The 17613-nt window shown below is 69.3% G+C and carries 20 protein-coding genes; 2 read left to right on the forward strand and 18 right to left on the reverse strand.

The window, feature by feature from the left end; genetic code table 11:
* Positions 1 to 137: 137 nt before the first annotated feature.
* The 10 genes from KN815_RS01100 to KN815_RS51795 all read right to left on the reverse strand — a co-directional run bounded on the left by KN815_RS01100 (position 138) and on the right by KN815_RS51795 (position 8633).
* A complete protein-coding gene (locus KN815_RS01100) occupies positions 138 to 416 on the reverse strand; it encodes an HPr family phosphocarrier protein (protein ID WP_216339259.1) in 279 nt (92 codons plus the stop codon).
* A 94-nt stretch (positions 417 to 510) separates the two neighbouring features.
* Complete coding sequence (locus KN815_RS01105) at positions 511 to 1749, reverse strand: phosphopentomutase (RefSeq protein ID WP_216339261.1); 1239 nt, start codon at positions 1747 to 1749, stop codon at positions 511 to 513.
* A gap of 13 nt (positions 1750 to 1762) precedes the next feature.
* On the reverse strand, positions 1763 to 2926 hold the full coding sequence (locus KN815_RS01110; RefSeq protein WP_216339262.1) for an alanine racemase: 1164 nt from the start codon (positions 2924 to 2926) through the stop codon (positions 1763 to 1765).
* Positions 2927 to 2929: 3 nt separating this feature from the next.
* A complete protein-coding gene (locus tag KN815_RS01115) occupies positions 2930 to 4051 on the reverse strand; it encodes an aminotransferase class I/II-fold pyridoxal phosphate-dependent enzyme (RefSeq protein WP_216339264.1) in 1122 nt (373 codons plus the stop codon).
* A complete protein-coding gene (locus KN815_RS01120; RefSeq protein ID WP_216339266.1) occupies positions 4051 to 4989 on the reverse strand; it encodes a phosphotriesterase family protein in 939 nt (312 codons plus the stop codon). Before KN815_RS01120 ends, KN815_RS01115 begins: the two co-directional genes overlap by 1 nt.
* A gap of 24 nt (positions 4990 to 5013) precedes the next feature.
* Positions 5014 to 6366 (reverse strand): YhfT family protein, encoded by a 1353-nt coding sequence (locus KN815_RS01125; RefSeq protein ID WP_216339268.1) that lies wholly within the window; start codon positions 6364 to 6366, stop codon positions 5014 to 5016.
* Between the two features lie 32 nt (positions 6367 to 6398).
* Complete coding sequence (locus tag KN815_RS01130) at positions 6399 to 6758, reverse strand: DUF2620 domain-containing protein (RefSeq protein WP_216339270.1); 360 nt, start codon at positions 6756 to 6758, stop codon at positions 6399 to 6401.
* A gap of 31 nt (positions 6759 to 6789) precedes the next feature.
* Positions 6790 to 7167 (reverse strand): PRD domain-containing protein, encoded by a 378-nt coding sequence (locus KN815_RS01135; protein WP_216339272.1) that lies wholly within the window; start codon positions 7165 to 7167, stop codon positions 6790 to 6792.
* 73 nt (positions 7168 to 7240) lie between these two features.
* Positions 7241 to 8185, reverse strand: a complete 945-nt coding sequence (gene yhfZ, locus KN815_RS01140; RefSeq protein WP_216339274.1) for a GntR family transcriptional regulator YhfZ — start codon at positions 8183 to 8185, stop codon at positions 7241 to 7243.
* Between the two features lie 103 nt (positions 8186 to 8288).
* A complete protein-coding gene (locus tag KN815_RS51795) occupies positions 8289 to 8633 on the reverse strand; it encodes an integrase core domain-containing protein (RefSeq protein ID WP_308403624.1) in 345 nt (114 codons plus the stop codon).
* A gap of 5 nt (positions 8634 to 8638) precedes the next feature.
* Between KN815_RS51795 and KN815_RS01150 the strand changes: the two genes are divergently transcribed.
* Together KN815_RS01150 and KN815_RS01155 are read left to right on the forward strand one after the other, a co-directional pair.
* Entirely contained in the window at positions 8639 to 8848 is a 210-nt protein-coding gene (locus KN815_RS01150; RefSeq protein ID WP_216339276.1) for a hypothetical protein, read from the forward strand.
* A gap of 110 nt (positions 8849 to 8958) precedes the next feature.
* A complete protein-coding gene (locus KN815_RS01155; RefSeq protein WP_216339278.1) occupies positions 8959 to 9483 on the forward strand; it encodes a hypothetical protein in 525 nt (174 codons plus the stop codon).
* 54 nt (positions 9484 to 9537) lie between these two features.
* On the opposite strand, the gene KN815_RS01160 is transcribed toward KN815_RS01155, so the two are convergent.
* The 8 genes from KN815_RS01160 to KN815_RS01195 form a co-directional block, all read right to left on the reverse strand.
* Positions 9538 to 9942, reverse strand: coding sequence for a P-loop NTPase family protein (locus KN815_RS01160; protein ID WP_253208666.1), 405 nt, complete (start codon positions 9940 to 9942; stop codon positions 9538 to 9540).
* Entirely contained in the window at positions 9939 to 10472 is a 534-nt protein-coding gene (locus KN815_RS01165; protein WP_216339280.1) for a pyridoxamine 5'-phosphate oxidase family protein, read from the reverse strand. Before KN815_RS01165 ends, KN815_RS01160 begins: the two co-directional genes overlap by 4 nt.
* A 561-nt stretch (positions 10473 to 11033) precedes the next feature.
* Complete coding sequence (locus tag KN815_RS01170) at positions 11034 to 11315, reverse strand: integrase core domain-containing protein (RefSeq protein WP_308403625.1); 282 nt, start codon at positions 11313 to 11315, stop codon at positions 11034 to 11036.
* A gap of 16 nt (positions 11316 to 11331) precedes the next feature.
* Positions 11332 to 12957, reverse strand: coding sequence for an alpha-amylase family protein (locus tag KN815_RS01175; protein ID WP_216339282.1), 1626 nt, complete (start codon positions 12955 to 12957; stop codon positions 11332 to 11334).
* Positions 12958 to 12962: 5 nt separating this feature from the next.
* Positions 12963 to 13799: a carbohydrate ABC transporter permease gene (locus KN815_RS01180; RefSeq protein WP_216339284.1), complete on the reverse strand. Its 837-nt coding sequence runs from the start codon at positions 13797 to 13799 to the stop codon at positions 12963 to 12965.
* Positions 13796 to 14785: a carbohydrate ABC transporter permease gene (locus KN815_RS01185; RefSeq protein WP_216339285.1), complete on the reverse strand. Its 990-nt coding sequence runs from the start codon at positions 14783 to 14785 to the stop codon at positions 13796 to 13798. The genes KN815_RS01180 and KN815_RS01185 overlap by 4 nt, the downstream gene beginning before the upstream one ends.
* A 2-nt stretch (positions 14786 to 14787) precedes the next feature.
* The gene (locus KN815_RS01190) at positions 14788 to 16089 is read right to left on the reverse strand and encodes an ABC transporter substrate-binding protein (protein WP_216339287.1); all 1302 of its coding nucleotides are present in this window, start codon (positions 16087 to 16089) and stop codon (positions 14788 to 14790) included.
* A gap of 85 nt (positions 16090 to 16174) precedes the next feature.
* Positions 16175 to 17419 carry an aminotransferase class V-fold PLP-dependent enzyme gene (locus tag KN815_RS01195; protein ID WP_216339289.1) on the reverse strand — a complete coding sequence of 415 codons (1245 nt, stop codon included), beginning with the start codon at positions 17417 to 17419 and terminating at the stop codon, positions 16175 to 16177.
* Between the last annotated feature and the right edge of the window lie 194 nt (positions 17420 to 17613).

A 17613-nucleotide genomic window follows, 5' to 3' on the forward strand; every position in this document is an offset into this window, starting at 1 on the left:
GCCGCGGCGGCCTCGGCCGGGGCGTCCGCCTCATCGATGGTGCGCGGCGCGGGCAGGGCCGGTACGGGCGCCACCCGGGCGACGGGTCCGGCCACGCTCCCGCCCGCCTACCCCGATACCGGTCAATATTGCGGCAGTCACCGCTGCTCCTCGGCATCCAGGTCACGGGAGACCAGGGCGGCCAGCTCCGCTATCGCCGCTTCCGCGCCGTCGCCCTCGGCGGCGAGAAGCACTCGGTCGCCGTGCTGGGCACCCAAGGCGAGCACGGACAGCAGACTGCGGGCGTCAACCGGGGCTCGGCCGTCGCGGGCGACGGTCACCTTGACCGGTTGCCGGGCGGCGGCCTGGACGAACAGCGAGGCCGGACGGGCGTGCAGCCCGCTGCGGGAGCCGACAGCGACCGTGCGCTGAGGCATGAGATCAACTCCTCTATGAGGGGGTGGTGGCCAGGGGCTGACCGGAGTGGTGGGGCGGCTGAGGGCCTCTTGCCGCCTTCGTCCGTCGACACTTTCAGGCGACGGGCTGGTCCCGCAGCGGGCGCAGGGGTGTGCCGTTGGCGAGGGCGGTCGGGTCCAGGCCGAGGGCGGCTGCGGCGGTAGCGCCGATGTCGGCGAGGCTGTGCGCGTCCGGCAGGTGCTGGAGACTGTCGGCTTCCGGACGGTGGACGAGCACCGGGACGTATTCGCGGGTGTGGTAGGCGTGGCCGATGGTGGGGTCGTTGCCGTGGTCGCCGGTGACGATGAGGCGGTCGCCAGGGGTGTCGAGAAGGGCGATCAGTTCGGCCAGACCCGCATCGACCTGCTCCAGCAGCCTGCCGTAGCGGGCGGGGTCTTGCTGGTGGCCGGCCAGGTCGGTCTCTTGGACGTTGGCGACGACCAGGGCGTCACCGTCGGCCCGCGAGGCTTGGAGGGTGTGGGCGAGGACGTCGGCGGTCGGCACCGCGGGGCGTCGTACGGCCGCGTCGCAGGCGAGGATGTCGGCGGCTTTGCCGATCAGGGTGACCGGGATGCCCGCGCGGGCGGCGAAGTCGGGCAGTTGCCGGGTGTGGTCCAGCGACGCGCCCAAGTGTTGCACCTGCAGCCCTGCGTTGCGATAGAAGCCGGTGGCTGGAGTGTCCAGGCCGACGACGCCGCCGTCGCCGTCACGCACGTAGCGGAGCAGCGGGCCGTCTGCGTGACCGCCGACAGCGATAACGCGGGCGATGGGCGCGATCTGGCGGACGGTGCGGGCGATGGCGAGGATTTGCTCGAACCGCAGGTCCTCCAGGCGGCCGGAGGCGTTCCAATTGATGCCCGGGTCGGCCTCCAGGTTGTCGTGCACGAGGACCGCTTTGTCCACCAGAAGCAGCGGTCGGCCGTCGAGCCGCTCGACGCTGTGTCCGGCCGCGGCCAGTGCGGCGGCCACCTGATCAAGGCACTCGCCGAGCCGGGAGACGGTCACCTGGCTGAAGTCGGCGCCCATCATGGTCTGGTGGCCGGCGAAGGTGTCGGCGCCTGGGTAGCCGAGGGCAGCCCGGCCAACGGCGACGGGCAGCCGGGTGTGGCTGGCCAAGTCCGGATGCGGGCGCAGAAGGCCCAGTCCCAGCGCCCCGAGACTGGGCAGTCGCAGTGGCCGCCCACTGACGGTGTGACAGCGGTCGAGTGTGTGCCCGAGAGTGTCGGCGTACAGGTCGCCGGGGCGCAGCGCGCCCGCGTCGGGCATGGCCCCGACGCCGAGCCCGTCGACGACGACGATGACGGTCTTGCTCATAGCTGACTGCTCCTCACACGGCCCGGCCGAGCGGGTCGTACAGGCCGTTCAGTTTCGGTTGGCCGGTGGAGAGCCCGCTGACGACAGCGACGTTGCTGCGGGTGACAAAGATCTGGGTGCGGAAGGCCAGGACGGCGGTGTCGCCGACTCGTGCCGCCTGCGGGTGGTCGGGTCTGGCCAGCAGCCGGTAGTAGTCGATGTTTTCGGCCGGGGCGTGCTGTAGCGGCAGCCTTGTCCCCGAGCGCGGCAGGTAGGCGCCGGTGATGGCACCGCGCGGGTAGAAGCCGCCGCCGAAGAGGGCCGGGCGGCCATCGGCGAGAATGTGGGCGACCTCGCTGATGTAGACGTAGGCGGGCTTCTCGGGCTGGTCCACGTCGGTGGCGTGCAGCGGCGTGGTACCGGTCAGGGCGTGGCCCGGCTCGCCGTGCGTGGCGCCCAACTGGGCGAGCAGCGGTAGCGTGGCGGTGGAGGTGGCGCTGGGCGCGCTGAGCTTGAGGCGGGTGTGGCCGCGCTCGGCCAGCAAGGCGCGGGCCGCCAGGGCGCGGTCGAAGTTGGGGGTGGGCTGCGCCTTGCCGCTGACGGGGTCGCACAGCACGCAGGGGAACGCAGTGACGCCGGCGATGCGTACACCGGGTAGCTGCTCGATCTCGGCGGCGAAGGCGTCCAGTCGCTCCGGGGCGACGCCGCCCTCCTGCCCGGGGTAGACGGAGCCGGGCGCCCCTTCGATCCGCACCAAGATGTCTTGGACCATGCCCTGGCGCGCGGCGGCGTCGGAGACGGCGCGGGCGTTGGCGGTGTCGAAGACGGTGACAGCTTCCGGCCGCCAGGCGAGCATCTGCGGCAGTGCACGATGCGGGATCTGCACCAGGTGCCCCAGGTTGCCCGCCTGTGCGCCTGCCGCGTGCAGGATGCGGGCCTCGGGCGGGTCGATGGCTGCGAACTTCGGGATGTGCCGGGCGATGGCCTTGATCAGCTCAGGGTTGCGGCCGACTTGCTTGATGACGAACCACAAGGTCAAGCCCAGCCGATCGGCCTCGCGGGCCAGCAGTTGGGCATTTTCCTCGATGGCGTCGAGGTCCATCACGTACGTGTCGGGCGGGATGTGCCCGTCGCAGTGGAGTGCGGCGGCGGTCTCGGCGAGGCGCGAGTTGCGCGTGAGGACGGTGTCGAGGAACAACGGTCAGTCCTTGAGGGAACGCGGGCGGTCAAGGTCGCGTAGCGTGCGGCGCAGGATGTCCAGCACGAGGTCGGGACCGGACCGCATCGGGTTGATGCGCACCGTCCAGTCAGCCAGGTGGGGGGCGTCGGCCAGCGATGAGCTGGACAGTCGGTAGAACAGCGGGGCGATCTCGTAGCGGGAGTTGGAGCCAATGGGGTAGGGGGCGGCGCCGTGCCGGGCAGCAGCTCCCGGCACGGCGCGGGCGGTGGGCCGGTCGAGTCGGACGAGCACGCAGCGGTCTTGGGCGTTGGCGATGCGGACCTCGGCGACGCCGTCGACCTCGCCGGCTGCCAGCCGCTCGGCTATTTCCGTGGAGACCTGGGACTGCACCGACCACAGCACCGGCACATGGGTAAGGGCGCGTAGCGCATCCAGCGCCTGGTGGCCTTGGACCTGCCCGCCCCCGGAGTAGTTGTCGCGATGGATGAGTTCGACGAGGTCCGCGTCGCCGACCACGACACCGACGCCCTCGGGACCGTGCAGCTTGAACAGCGAGAAGCAGGAGGCGCCCGCGCCCAGTTCGACCCCGCAGGCCGGAACGCGAAAGGCAGCGTAGTTGTCGTCGACGATGGTGCGCACATCCGCGGCGCGGCAGGCCGCCAGCACCGCGGCTGGGTCGTAGGAGTCGGTGAGCCGCTGCCGGGTGTGCTGCACGTAGGCCCACCGAAAGCGGCCACTGGCCAGGGCCTGGTCGAGTGCCGCCGGGTCGTTGAAGTCGACTTCGACGGTCTCGACGCCCAGGCCGCGCAAGGTGGTGGCGGTGGTGCGGTAGACCGGGGCGCGGTGGATGAGCAGCGGGTCGCCCGGCTCGAGCGCCGTGGCCAGTGCGGCCCGGATGGCGCCGGTGCCGGCGCCTTGGACGAGAGCTGCGGCCTGAGCGCCGAAGAAGTCGGCGAGGACCGCTTCCACCCTCGCGGTGGTGCGGGGACGTCCGAGGTCGGGGACCACGCCGACGTCGGTGGCGAACAGTTGCCGGCCCTCGAAGTGGGCAGCGGTGCACTCCAGCAGCCTGAACTGCCGCGCCAGTGCCTCGGGCAGCGCAACAGTCGCCAGCGGAAACGTCTCCGGAAGCCGAACCTCCATCAGATCTCCCCTCCTTGGGAACCGGTCAGGAAGCGCAGCGGGTTGCGGCGCGTCAGCATGTCGACGAGGTCGTCATCGATGCCGGCTGCCCGTGCCTTGGGAAGGAACGAGCGGAACAGGTGCCCGTAGCCGTGGCCGCCTTCGTGGCGCAGATAGGCATGGCGGGAGATGTCGCAGCTAAGCAGCACCCGCTCGGCGTGCCCGGCATCCAACAGCGCCAGCAGCAGCCGCAGCCGCCGCTCGTCGCTTTGGTAGCCGTCCTTGCCGATGGTGTCGAAGGCGACGTACGCGCCCGCCGCCGCGAGCTTTCGGTGCACGTCCGGGTCGTCGAGCAGGTCTTGGTGCCCGATGCAGATCCGGTGCGCGGGCAGGCCCGCGCCAGTCAGCAGCTCTAGCTGGACCAGTCCGCCGCGGCCGAGGTGGGCGTGAGTGGCCAACGGAAGGCCCGCCTCGGTTGCGGCGCGGGCGGCGGCGAGCAGAGCCCGGCGCTCCGGCTCACTGGGCCGCTCACCGTGGCTGCCGACTTCCCCGATCAGCCCAGGGCGCATGCCCGTGGCGTCCAAACCACCCTCGATCTCCGTCAGTAGGATCTCGGTCAGTTCCTCGACGCCGGCCGCGGCCACCTCGGCGAGGTGGAACGGCTCGTAGTACCAGCCGGTGGACGCGACCACGGCGACCTGCGACCGCCGGGAGATCCGGGCCAAGGCAGCAGCGTCGCGGCCCATGCCCCGGCAGGTCTGCTCCACCACCAGTGACAGCCCGAACTCCCCGCGCAACTCAGCTAGTTCAGAGGTGACGGCACTGTGGTGGGTGCCGGACAGGACCGCTTCCTGGTCGCTGTCGCGGCGCAGGTCGAGCGCCAAGTGCTCGTGGGTGAGCACCGGTCCGGTCACTCGGTGAGGGGACAGGAGTCCGGTGACAGTGTGCACGTGGTTCATGAAAGTGCCTGCCTTCCCGGCGGGTCAGCTCTTGACCGGCGTGAACAGGTCGAGCCAGTACAAGACATTGAGGACGATGCCGCCCACGATCACCGCGGCCGGGGCCGCGGCCATGCGGACCACCACCCGGCCCATCACCTCGTTGAGCAGGTACAGACCGCCGACGATGAGGATGCCGAGCCCGCCGCCCATGGTGTTGGCGGCCATCAAAGAACCGAACAAGATCGCCAGACCGAGTGTGTCGGTGATCGCGCTGCGCAGGTGCTCGGAACAGTCCCGCACCGACGGCAGCCGACCCAGCAGCCGGCCGATGGACGACAGCGTCAGCACCTCACCGGCGAACACCAGCGCGCCGCAGATCACCGCGAGGTAGGGGTTCGGCAGCAGGTACCCGATCGGGTAGACCAGTGTGAACCCGGCGATGGCGTACGCGCCGGAGGCCAGCGCGGTCGTCGCGATCAGCGGGATGAAGCCGAACACCCGATAGAAGTCGACCTGGGCCGCCCCGCTGTAATCGCCCTTGGCTATCAGGAAACTGGTGGCCTCGCCGCCACCGAAGATGTGCATCTGCGCCAGCAGGCACACGCCCGCGCCCAGCAGCATGAACAACGGCAGGTGCTTACGCAGCCGCAGGGCACTGGAGCTGAACAACGACGCCATCGGGTCATCCGCATCCGGCGGGTCGGCCGCAGCCTGCATGGCAGAAGCCGCCGCCCGCTCCTCGCGGCGCTGCTTGACGTCCCTCGCCACGGCGAAGCCGATGAGCATCAGCACGCCCACCGCCATGGCCAGCGCACCCGCGAACATATTCGGCCACAGCTTCATCGTCATCACCACGAGCACCAGCTCGATGACAGCGGCGAGGCCGCCGCGTGCCCGCCCGAACTGCTTGGTGATGGCGAGCGCCGGGAACAGCGCGAACAAGAACAGGATCGGCGTCGACATCTGCTGCATGGCCGTCAGGAAATCGACCGGCAGCTTGTGGGCGGCGCTGTTGGCACCGCCCAGAGCGAAGACGACGACCGCGCCCCACGCCGCACCCAGGAGAGGCGCGAGCCACTTCTTGGGCGAGACGATGCCCAGGATGTCGGTGGGCAGGAACACCAGCCACGGGTTGAGGACACCGGTGGACAGTGCCATCGGCGCGCCCAGGCCGAAGATGAACCCGGCCGACAGCCCGAACGACACCGCCGTGGTGGCGTTGCGTGTCGACCGGCCCTGGATGAAGTCGAGCATGAAGGGGCGCACACCGTCGTTGAAGACGGCCAAGGCCAGGTGCGAGATGAACGCGGTGAGCGCACACAGGACGATGACGGTCAGCTCCTGCGGCAGCGTAAAGCTCAGGCTGCCGCCCGCTGCGAGTGTCGTTGAGCTCATGGCTTGTTCCTCAGTGGGGCCATGCCGGCGTTTCAGCCGGCGTGCGCGGCGATGGCTCGCGCGATGACGGGGGTAGCGGTGTCGATCTGGTCGATGGCGAAGCCGAAGACCTTGGTGCCCTCGGCCAGCAGAGCCTTGACCTCGGCCTCGGTCGGAACGGACCGCCCGAAGGTGTGGCAGGCCGCCTTCCCCATCAGACCGACGAGAACGCCGAGAGAGGCGCCGGCTCCGGTGTGGCAGGTGCCGAGGAAGTAACTGGCCTGCCCCGCGCGCAGCTTCATCGCCGCATCCATATCGCTACTGAGCGCAATCTCGACGCCGTCCAGCGCAAGCTGCTCGACGGTGCGCGCAACCTCGGCCTTGCCGACGCCACCGGTGAGGATCTGGATCATCGTGAGCTCTCTTTCGTGGGTAAGGGTGGGTTCAGCAGGCGGTCGGGCGCTGCGCCAGGACGGCAAGGTGCATGGCCAGGAAGTTGATCTCCGAGTCGGGCAGGGCGGCACCGAGCTGCCGCTCGGCCCGTTCGGCCACGGCGCGGGCGCCGGCGACAGCCTCAGGGTGGCTGTCGAGTTCGGCGGCGATCTGCTCATCGGCGGACGTCTTCTCGATGGACTCGCCGTCCAGCAACCGGGTCAGCGCCATCATCAGGTGACTGGTGAGCATCCCTGCGCTCTCCTCGGTGACGGGGCGGCCGTCGGCGGCCAGAGCCTCGAGCTCCGACGCCACGAACTCGGCGACCTCCCACCGCACTTGGCCGCTCTCGGTGAACAGCCGGATCCGCTGAGCGAGCTGGGCTTCCATGGGCATCCTTTCGACAAAGTCAGCCGTCACCAGGCGCCTGGCTGTCGTGCTGGCGATGCGGTTACGGAACAGATCAGTAAGAGGGCAGGCGCTCCCCGCACAGCACCTGGCGCTGCACTTCGGAGATCACGGCCACATCCAGGGCGTCTCGCACAGCCGCCAGTTGCCCGGCCCCATCGGCCCGCGTCAACAGCGCCGCGCTGGAGTTGCGCAGCGACAACTCACGGTTGATCTCATCGCGGAGCGGCAGTACTTGAACGCCCGGTCCGAGGCGGTCTTGGACCTCGTCCAGGTTCCACACGGTGGCGTCCACGTCCCCGCGCTCGAACAATTCACGCAGTTGCATGTATGACGCCTCGACCCAGACAACGTCGTCCTCGCGGTCGGCGAACGCGCGCTCGGCGAGCAGCCGCTGGTCCTGTGAGGCGGAGTCGACGGCTACCCGCAGACCGGGAGTGTCCACGGTCACACCATGCCGCAGCAGCAGGCCGTGCGCTCCGACATAGGTGGCCGGCCCCAAATCCGCCACTAGTTGAACGGGTTGGCTCGCGATGAGCCGGTCGGCGGCGAACCGCGAGGCCACGACCAGGTCGACCTTGCCTTCCAGCAGCGCGGCCGCCCGCGTCGCAGCACCCCGCATGAAGGTAATCGCGAACGGGACCCCGGCTGCCTCACACGCCTCGCGCAGCCCGGAGGCCAGGCCCTCATAGCGCCGCGAATACGGCAGCGGCATCGCCGCCAGCAAGGTGCCCAGGCCCGCCAGCCGCCACAGCGCGGCACGGTCCGCCCGCACCAAAAACGTCCCCAGGTGGCCGCGGGCGACCGTCTCGATCGCCCCAGCCTCCTCCAACATCTGAAGCGCGGACTGCACGGTGCCGTTACCCACGCCCAGCTTCTCGGCGAAGTCCCTCAGGCGCGGCAGCCGGGCATCCACCGCCTGCCCCAGAAGCACATCAGCCAGCCGTCGGGCCGCCAGCCCGTTGCTGGTCAAGAACCGCTCATCGATACCGTCGTCCATATCGAGACAGTAACCAGGATCCTGGATATTGCGCAATGCCCTACGTGCATATCGACGACACAAGAACCACCCACCTGTGCCGTTCGGAACCCGTCGCTGGCGGTCAGGCAGCGTATCTGTACTCGTTGATCACGCCGCCGAGTATTCGGGTGGGTAGGAGCCGGTGAGCAGTCGGGGCGCTCATGGGCTTCGGGCGCTCGTGGGTGAGGGGAGGGAGCCGTGCCCGAGCCTGGTGCGGGCGGTGTTCGTTGTAGAAGGCCTCGTACTCGCGCAGAGTGTGCAGGAGGTGGCTCTGGTTCCGGACCGGGGTCCGGTCCAGGAGTTCGGTGCGGCAGGTTTGTATCCAGCGCTCGATGAGGAGTTCATCCGGGGTATCCGAATGCCGGTGGTGACAACCTTGAGACCGGCATCGGTCATCAGGGCGTCGAAGGCGGTCAGGGAAGTGCAGGGGACGTGGACTGTCTCGCGGTGTACGTGCTCAAGTACCTCGGAAAGGACAACAAGCGCACTCCGCAGGAGCGGGTCACCAAGTGGATGCGAGCAATGAACGGCCTGTCTGCCGCAGGGCAGGCATGGGTGGAGGACGCCACCCGGACTGCATGGACCTTGGTCAAGCGCTATCAGCTTGCCACGCTGGCGGGCCTCCCGGAACACGCCCGGTGACGCCTGGCGCACAGCCTGACGACTGAGCCGCGAGACCTGCTCCGCGGACGCGGCCCGAGCGGATGGCGTCGTTCACCGGAGAATCCGGTACCGGCGCCTATGTTGGGTCGGTGAGCAGTTCTCCGGCCCCGGCGGGGCGACCCGCGCGCAAGGAGCGGGCCCGCACTCGTCGGACGGACTATGCGGGTGCGGTCTATGGTTCGCTGCTCGCGGCATCGGTGGTGGCCACCGCCGGTGCGGCCGGCGACTTCCCGCGGCTTCAGCTGATCGTGCTGCTGCTGGTGACGGGCGTGGTCTTCTGGGCAGCGCACGTGTACGCGCACGTAGCCGGTGAACGGATCGTCGGCAGGCCGATCAGCCGCCGGGAGGTGCGGCGCGTGGCCCGGCGCGAGTGGCCCATCGTGGAGGCCGCGGTGCTGCCTGCGGTGGCGGCGGCGCTCAGTCCGGTGCTCGGCCTGGGCCTGTCCGGCACGGCCTGGCTGGTGCTCGCCGTCGCGATCGCCCAGCAGGTGGCCTGGGCGACCCTCGGCGCGATCAACGCGGGCGCGTCCCGCCGGATGGCGGTCGGCGAGGGCGTCGTCAACCTGCTACTCGGTCTGGTCATCGTGGCCGCCAAGGCCGCTCTGGGGCACTGACCCCCGCCCGGTCTCAACGGCCATTCAATCTCGGCGGCACTTCCTCTACTGCAACTACTCACACCCGGCTATCGGGGCGGCCCCTCCCGCGACAGTGGAGCGGGGGTTGCGGTTCAGGCGGCGCTGGTCGACCGCGAGCGTGGCGCCGAGGCCGAGGATGCGGTCGACCTTGGGGCGGTTGCGCTGGGTGATGTACTGGCGTACGAAGGGCGAAAGGCCCTCCGGGTACCGCAGTTGGGCCTCGCTGTGCAGGGTGTCGATGGCGAGTGAGGTTTTGCCGCTGCCGCTGCCGCTGCCCCTGGTAAAGCTGCCGCTGGTAAAGGCGACGAGCCGGTCTTTGGGGATGCTGACGGACACGTCGCGCAGGTTGTTGGTGCGGGCACCCACGACGTCGATGGTGTCGCGGGTCTTGCCGGCCCCGGCGGCGTGTGGGGCCGGGAAGCGCATGTCCGGTGTCACGCCTCGTCCGCCTTCCCGCCGAGCTTGGCGAGATCGGGGGCGAACACGGCCATCCACTGCGGATGCAGCCGGTAGAAGACCACGTCGTTGTCCCAGTCGAAGGCGTCGTCGCCGTAGAAGTCCCGGAAGTACGCGAGCAGGTCCGGCCAGTCGGCAGCCGGTTCGCCGCCGTGGGGGTTGAGGGTCTCCGCGGTGCCGTGTGTGAACACGCCCAGGTCCTCCCCGCGCATGTGCGCGGCGCTGACGGCGGGCCGGGCGGCGAGGTGCCGGGCCTTGGCGGCGCCGCGCGCGGTGCCGAAGTGCCATTTTCCGTGCAGGAAGTGCCCGTCCACGCCGCTGATCCGCGGCTCGCCCTTCGCCGTCACGGTGGACAGCGCGAGCGTGCACATGCCGGTGAGCACGCGAGTGAGCTGCTCGGCGGTGAGTGTGCGCTTGCTGCTGATGATCGACCGCAGGTGCGCCGTGGAGCGGGAGAGCGAGGCGTCAAGGAGGGCTTGGAGCCGGTGGAGGTCGTCGGGTGTTTCGCGCATGAGGGTCCTTGTCTGTCCGTTGTCCCGGCCCGCGCCACCACGACACCGACCGGCGCCCCCACTGTCTCCACAAAAACCGACATCTTCTGTCGTATTTCTTGCGGTGTCCTCTACACCCTGCCGCCAAGCGACGACCGGCTGCGTACGCCGCGCCCCTACGCCGCGCCGGTGGGGGCCATTTCTGGACGCGGGCACCGGCCCCGGGACTGGTGAGCTCGCATGTTGAGGTGTCGCGTATTCGCGGCCGCTGGACGCCCCGCACACGGTGAGTGATCGATTCGGGCAACGTGGCAATAGGGCACTCCCAGGGCGTGAGCGCCGTATCGGGCTGTACGGCGCGGTCGTGAGACGGTCGGCTGGAGGGTCGGCTGGAGGGTCGGGGTGATAAATAGTGTGCCAACCATCGACCGGTGACTGGTCCGCCGCAGCGGGCACATGACGCTTCACAGTAGATCGACCGGTGGGGGCGCCGTGTCTCGGATCTCCTGGACCGGGCCGCAAGCTGCTCTGAGGCAGCACGCTGGCGGTGGTGATGCTGTGGGTGCCGGAATCTGTGTCACCCTATGCGACCTGCGAGTATTCGTGGATGAGGCCGCCGAGTCGATCGTGTCGACTGATGCGAGTGTGGTCCCTGGCGATGGGCGGCTTGGGGTCGGTGAGTCGGTCTGGTGCCCGTTGTCCGAGGGATCGATGCGGCCGGTGTCTGTTGTAGTGCTCCGTGTACTCGCCGACGCCAAGGCGCAGGTGGCGCTCTCCGGTGATCAGGACGCGGTCGGTTGCCTCGCGTCGGCATGATCCGGTCCAGCGTTCCGCGATGGCGTTCCGCGCCTGACCAATGGCCAGGGCCGTCTACGGCTGTCTAGAGCGGAAGCGGCGGCCACGCACCCCAGGGCTGGGACCACGTGTACGTGCGTTCCGCGTTGTCCGTCCGCCAGCGGCGCGGGGCCGTGGTCCCGAGCCAGTCCAGCGGTTCGACGCCGCCGGGCGATCCGCCGTCCAGCGCGAGCCGGACGGCCGCGCCGAGGTCGGCATCGGTCTGCGGGGTACGGGCGGCCGGGGCGACGGAGACGAACAGCGCGGTGCCGGAACGGGCCACCAGGTCCAGGAACTGACGGTTCAGGGGCCACTCGGTGGCCGGGGTACAGGGCACGCAGTCGGCATCCACCGCGTAGAAGCGGCTGTGCTGGGCCAGCCGGAAGGCGAGGGTGTTGATGCCCATCCGTCGGGTGCGCTCCCAGTGACGGCCCGAGGTGTCGTCACCGGTTCGCTGCACCTGCACCAGACCCGCCGCCAGATGTCCGACGGTGTTGCAGCCAAGCACCACGGCGTCCCCGGCCGCCTTGGCGATGGTCCGGTAGAGGCCCACCAGCACCTCGGCGGTGGTGCGGGTGCGGTCGGCGAGCCGCCATCCGGCACCGGCCATTTCGTGCGGTGTGTCGGGGTGGAAGCGGCCGAAGACGTCGTACGTGCTGAAGTCGTGCTTGATCAGCTCGAAACCCCAGGAGCGGAAGCGGGCGACATCGGCGGCGACGGTCGCCAGCGTCGCGTCCAGCGACGGGTCCAGGGGGATCCGGCCGGGAGCGCCGGTGTCCGTGCGCATCCCCTCCGTCGGCACCCGGGACAGCAGCGGCCGGAACCACAGGTCTGGCCGGGCGCCACGGTCGGCGATGCCCGCGGCCAGGCCCGCCATGTCGTCGAACAGCCCGGGCAGGCCGGTGTCCCACGGCCCTCCCGGGGCGCTTCCCCCGCCCTCCGTCCAGCCGTCGTCGACGACACAGAACGGCCGCACTGGATGGTCCCCGGCGAACTCGGCGATGGTGGCCGCGTCGCGCAGTACGGCGTCCGGGCCGAAGTCCTGGCCGTAGGCGTAGTACCAGTTGTTGCAGCCGACCACCGGCTGCGCGGGCAGCAGCGGATCGGGGGACATGGCGGCGCACAGCTCCTGGAGCGCCGCGTACGGGGTGGTGTCCGCAGCCGTCGCCACCCCGACCACCGTGGCGGCGGCGATCTCCCGGTCGCCCGGCAGCGCGGGCAGGCCGCCGGAGCGTACGTCCAGCCACAGCGTGGTGCCGTCCTCGTCCACCGTCCAGCAGCACAGCGCCCCGGCGCGGGTCCGCACGCCCAGCCCGGCACTGGTCCCGGTGGCCGGGTCGGTGCCCAGCCAGTACCAGGGCAGCGGGCGTTCCGGCTGGATGCCACGCCACTGCAACTCGCCGTACGAGCGCTCCCACGCATCGCCGAGCACCAGGGCGGGGCGGTGGCCGCCGGGGTGGTGGCGCCGGCGCAGCGCCACGGTCGACAGGCCCTCCGGACCCGGCGCGGCGAGCGTCAGCCGCAGGGCGCCGTACGGATCGTGTCGCGCCGTCACCTCGGCGCCGGGCACGGTCCAGCGGCCCGTCCCTGCCGGTGCGGCGGTGCGCGGGTCACCGGACGGACCGGTGAGCACATGGACGGAGTCGGGCAGCGGAACGTCGATCGTGGCCATCGCCCTCACCCCTTCACGGCGCCGGAGGTGAGCCCCTGCACGATGTGGCGGCTCGCGAAGGCGAAGAGCACCATGGTCGGCAGGATCGTGAACACGGCCGCAGCCGACATCGAGCCCCAGTCGATGTTGAAGCTGGAGATGAATCCGTTGAGGGCCGTGGGAACGGTCTTGTTGGCGTCGCTGTTCATCAGGGTCACCGACAGGAACAGCTCGTTCCAGCAGTTGACGAAGTTGAAGATGAACGCCGCCACGATCCCCGGACGCATTACCGGGAGCAGTACCCGGAACAGCGCCGAGAACCGGGAGAGGCCGTCGATCATCGCTGCCTCCTCCAGCGCGTCGGGGATGTTCTCGAAGAAGCCGCGGAGCATCACCGTGCAGAAGGGGATGCACACGGCGATGTAGACGAGGATGAGCCCGAGCCGGTTGTCGACCAGCTTCAGGTCGGTCATCAGCAGATACAGCGGGCCCAGCGCGATGAAGGCCGGGATCATCTGGGTGACCAGGGCGGCCGTCAGCAGCGCGGACTTGGTGCGGAACTCGAAGCGCGCCAGCACATACGCCGACAGCATCGAGATGGCGGTGGCGACCGCGCCCGCGACGGTCGCGACGATGAGGCTGTTGGTGAGATAGGTCCCGAAGTCGGCCTTGTTGAACAGCTCGCGGTAGTTCTCCAGCGAGAAGTGCTCGGGCCAGTAGGCGAGGGGGAAGGAGAAGATGTCGCCCGGCGCCTTCAGCGAGGTGATGAGGATCCAGTACAGCGGGAAGACGGTGAAGGCCAGCCACAGCACCAGGAAGACGATCCGGACGGCCCGGCCGGCCGCGGTCTCTTTGCCGATCACGACCTCACCTCTCGCTTCTCGCGCGTGGCCAGCAGGAAGAACACCGTGAACAGCAGCAGCCCCGCGATCACGAGGAGACCGAGCGCCGACGCCTTGCCGTAGTCGCCCTGCTGAGTGATCTTGATCATCCAGGTGGTCACGATGTGCGTTTCGTTGTTCGGCCCGCCACCGGTCATCCCGAAGATCAGATCGGGGAAGTTGAAGATCCAGATGACCCGCAGCAGCACCGTGAGCACCAGCGTGACCCGGATATAGGGGATGGTGATCTGGAAGAGCGTGCGCGCCTTCCCGGCCCCGTCCAGCGCCGCGGCCTCGTACAGTTCGTCGGGGACCGACTGGAGCGCGGCCAGGATCATGATGGCGAAGAAGGTGACGCCGTACCAGGTGTTGGCGATCAGCACGGCGATCATCGCCTTGTGCGGATCGGCCAGCCACGCCACCGGCTCGTCGATCAGCCCCGCCTTCTGGAGCAGGTCGTTCACGACGCCGAACTCGCTGTTGAACATCCAGCGGAACAGGATGCCGATGAGGAACCCGGAGATCGCCCAGGGGAAGAAGATCAGCGCCTGGTAGACGCCGCGGAAGCGGAACCGGCGGCGCAGCCACAGGGCGAGCGCGAAACCGATCACGAGCTGGGGCACGATCGATCCGATGACCCAGGTGCCCGTATTGCCCAGCACGGTGCCCCAGTTGGGGTCGGAGAAGACACGGTGGAAGTTGTCCAGGCCCACCCAGGAGGTGTCGGTGAGATCGTTCAGATCCCAGTGGCGGAAGGCCATCTGGCTGCCCGCGATCATGGGGTAGTACGTGAACACCGCCACGAAGATCGCGGCAGGCGCCATGAAGGCGGCGATGAGCAGGCCCCGGCGGGTCGTGAACTCCCGCTTCCGGCCGCCCCGCGGCCCGTTCCGGGCCCGTGGGGCGGCTTGCTTCCGGACGGGGCGCGAAGTCTTCGGCCCGGTCGTCGTTGCGGACGTGGCGGGCATCCCTACTTCTCCTGCTCCCACTTCTTGCTCCAGTACGCGTCCCAGCTCGTCAGCAGCTCCTTGGGCGACATCTTGCCGATCACCATCTTCTGCACGTCGGCGTCGGACTTCTGCTCCCACTCGCTCCACCAGGTCACGCCGCGCGGCTGGCTGACGTTGAGATAGGTGTCGGGGTGCTTGGTCATGGTGACGTAGGACGACCACGGGCCGGTCTTGTAGAACGGGTCCTCGGTCGCCGACTTGAGGATCGGCACCAGGCTGTTCTTCTTGGTGAAGTCCGTCGACGCCTTGCCCTGGGACAGGAACTCGATCAGCTTGACGGTCTCGGCCTTGTGCTTGCTGCCCTTCGCGATGCCCCACCCGGCGGTGGCCAGCGGCTGGACGGTCTTCCCGCTGGGTCCGGCCACCAGCGGAGCGGTGTCCCACTGCTCCTTCGAGATCGACTTGGACTCGGAGACCGTGGCGATGACTTCCGGATCCTGGAGCAGGAAGGCCGTGGAGCCGTTGGAGAACGCCTCGACCATCTCCGGATAGCCCCAGGACACGGACGACTTGGGCGATGCCTTCTTGAAGAGTGTGAGGTAGGTCTTGAGGGCGTCCAGGGCCTCGGGCGCGGAGAAGATCGTGCGCCCGTTCTTCAGCTTGTAGCCGTTGGTGAGGTCGACCTTGTCGGCCACGTACGCCTCGATGATGGCGGTGACGTTGCTGTTGGCGTTGGCCCCGCCGCGGAACGCGTAGCCGTAGCGGCGCTTCGCCGGGTCGTTGATGGCGGACGCCTGCTTCAGCAACTGGTCCCAGGAGGCCGGGGGCTTGCTGAACCCGGCGTCCTTGATCAGGTCCTTGCGGTAGAAGAGGCTCAGCCCGTAGAAGCCGTAGGGGACGAAGAAGGTACGGCCCTTGGCGTCCTCGGACGCCTTGACGGCGTTCTCCGTCATGGCGTTCCAGCCCTGCCAGCCCTTGAGGTCCTTCCCCATGTCGTACAGCCAGCCGTTGTTCGACCACGGGCCGACCGTGATGTCCCGTACCTCGAGCGCGTCCACGCCGCTGCCGGACTGGAGCATCTGCTGGATCTTCTGATCGGCCTGTTCGGTGGGCGGCGAGATCAGGTTGACCTTGATCTTGGGGTTCTGCTTCTCGAAGTCGGCTATGAGCCCCTTGAGCAGATCGGTGCGGGCGGGGTTGGTCAGGCTCTCGACCATGTTGAGCGTGACCGTGCCGTTCGCGTTCGAACTCATGGCGGAACAGCCGGTCAGGACCATCGCCGCGGCGGTGCCGAGGGCGAGGGCTGCCGTCCTTCTCCTCATCGTGCTGACCTCTTTCTTGGGTGCGGGCCGCGCTCGGAGCGGCTTGGGGAGTCGGGGGTGGGGAGGGGAGTACGGTGTCGCGCCGCTATGGCGTGCCGTGCCGCCCGCGAGCCGCGCGGGCCCACTCGGCCAGGACGGGGACGCAGGTCTCGGCGAAGTACTCGTAGTCGGCGGCGGTGTTGTAGACGTGGGCGGACACCCGCAGATAGCCGATGCCGCCGAAGCTGGTGAAGGCCGCCTCGACACCCAGCTCCCCGGCGACCCGGTCGCGCAGCGCGTCGGCCTCGACGCGGGTGGCGCCGAGCCCCTCGGGCAGCCGCACCAGACGCATCCCGGGGACCGGCATGCCGACGTCGACGCTGCTGTCGGCGCCGGTCAGCTCGGTGAACGCGGCACCGATGACCTGCGCGGCGTAACCGGCCAGGTGGTCCATATAGCGGCGGGCGCGCCTCCAGCCCCAGGTGTGCTCGATGAAGCCGAGCGCCGTCGGTGCCGCCAGATAGCAGGTGGCATCCACCGTGCCCTGCTGGTCGAAGCGGTCGGGGTACGGGTCCTCTGCACCCCATGAGTCGATCGGTGGGTAGAGCCGCTCACGCAGCGGACCACGGGCGACGAGCGCTGCGGTGCCCCGGGGCGCGCATCCCCACTTGTGCAGGTTTCCGACCCAGAAATCACAGGTCAGCTCCGAGAGCGGGGCGGGGAGCAGACCAGGTGCGTGCGCACCGTCCACGAGCAGCGGGATCCCGCGCCGCCGAGCCTCCGCGCCGATCCGCTCCACCGGCAGCCGGCGGGCGGTCGCCGAGGTGATCTGGTCCACCACGATGAGGTCCGTCGCCTCGGACAGTTCGGCGAACACGGCCTCGCACGCCTGCTCCTCATCCGCGTCGAGGGGTACCCGCGCGGTGCGGACCTCGCCATCCCAGCGGTCGCGCGCCAGCCGCTCGGCGCCCATGGTCACGGCGCCGTAACCGTGGTCGGTGACGACGATCTCCCCGCCGCGGCGGCGGTCGAGGGCGGCGTACACGGTGCTGATGCCCGCGCTCGCGTTCGGCACCAGGGCCAGGTCGTCGGCGGCCACCGCCAAGAAGTCGGCGATCTCGACCCTGGTGTCGGCGATCCGCTGAGGCAGCGCCGGGAACCACACCACCGGGGAGCACTCCATCTCCACCCGCAGCCGCTTCTGCCGCTCCTGTGCCACCAGGGGAACCGCGCCGAAGGAACCGTGGTTCAGGTGTCTCATGGCGGGGTCCAGCGTCCACGCCCGGTCGGCGGGACGGCCGTCGGCCAGCAACAGGGGGCGTGGCGCCGCGATGACATCGGTCTCGCTCACATGTGTCCCGATCTGCCGGGGTCCGGGTGTTCCGAGGGGCGTCAGAAACGAGAGAGATCTGATCGCAACCAGAACACGTATGATGACTCGGCATCCTGCATGACGGATCCCAGGCAATCAAGGGGTGTGGCAGCGTGGATCATCAGATGACTTCCGATCGATACCTCTGGCATGTCTGATGAATCGGTACAGTG

Source organism: Streptomyces niphimycinicus (assembly GCF_018883605.1).
GTDB classification, from domain to species: domain Bacteria; phylum Actinomycetota; class Actinomycetes; order Streptomycetales; family Streptomycetaceae; genus Streptomyces; species Streptomyces niphimycinicus.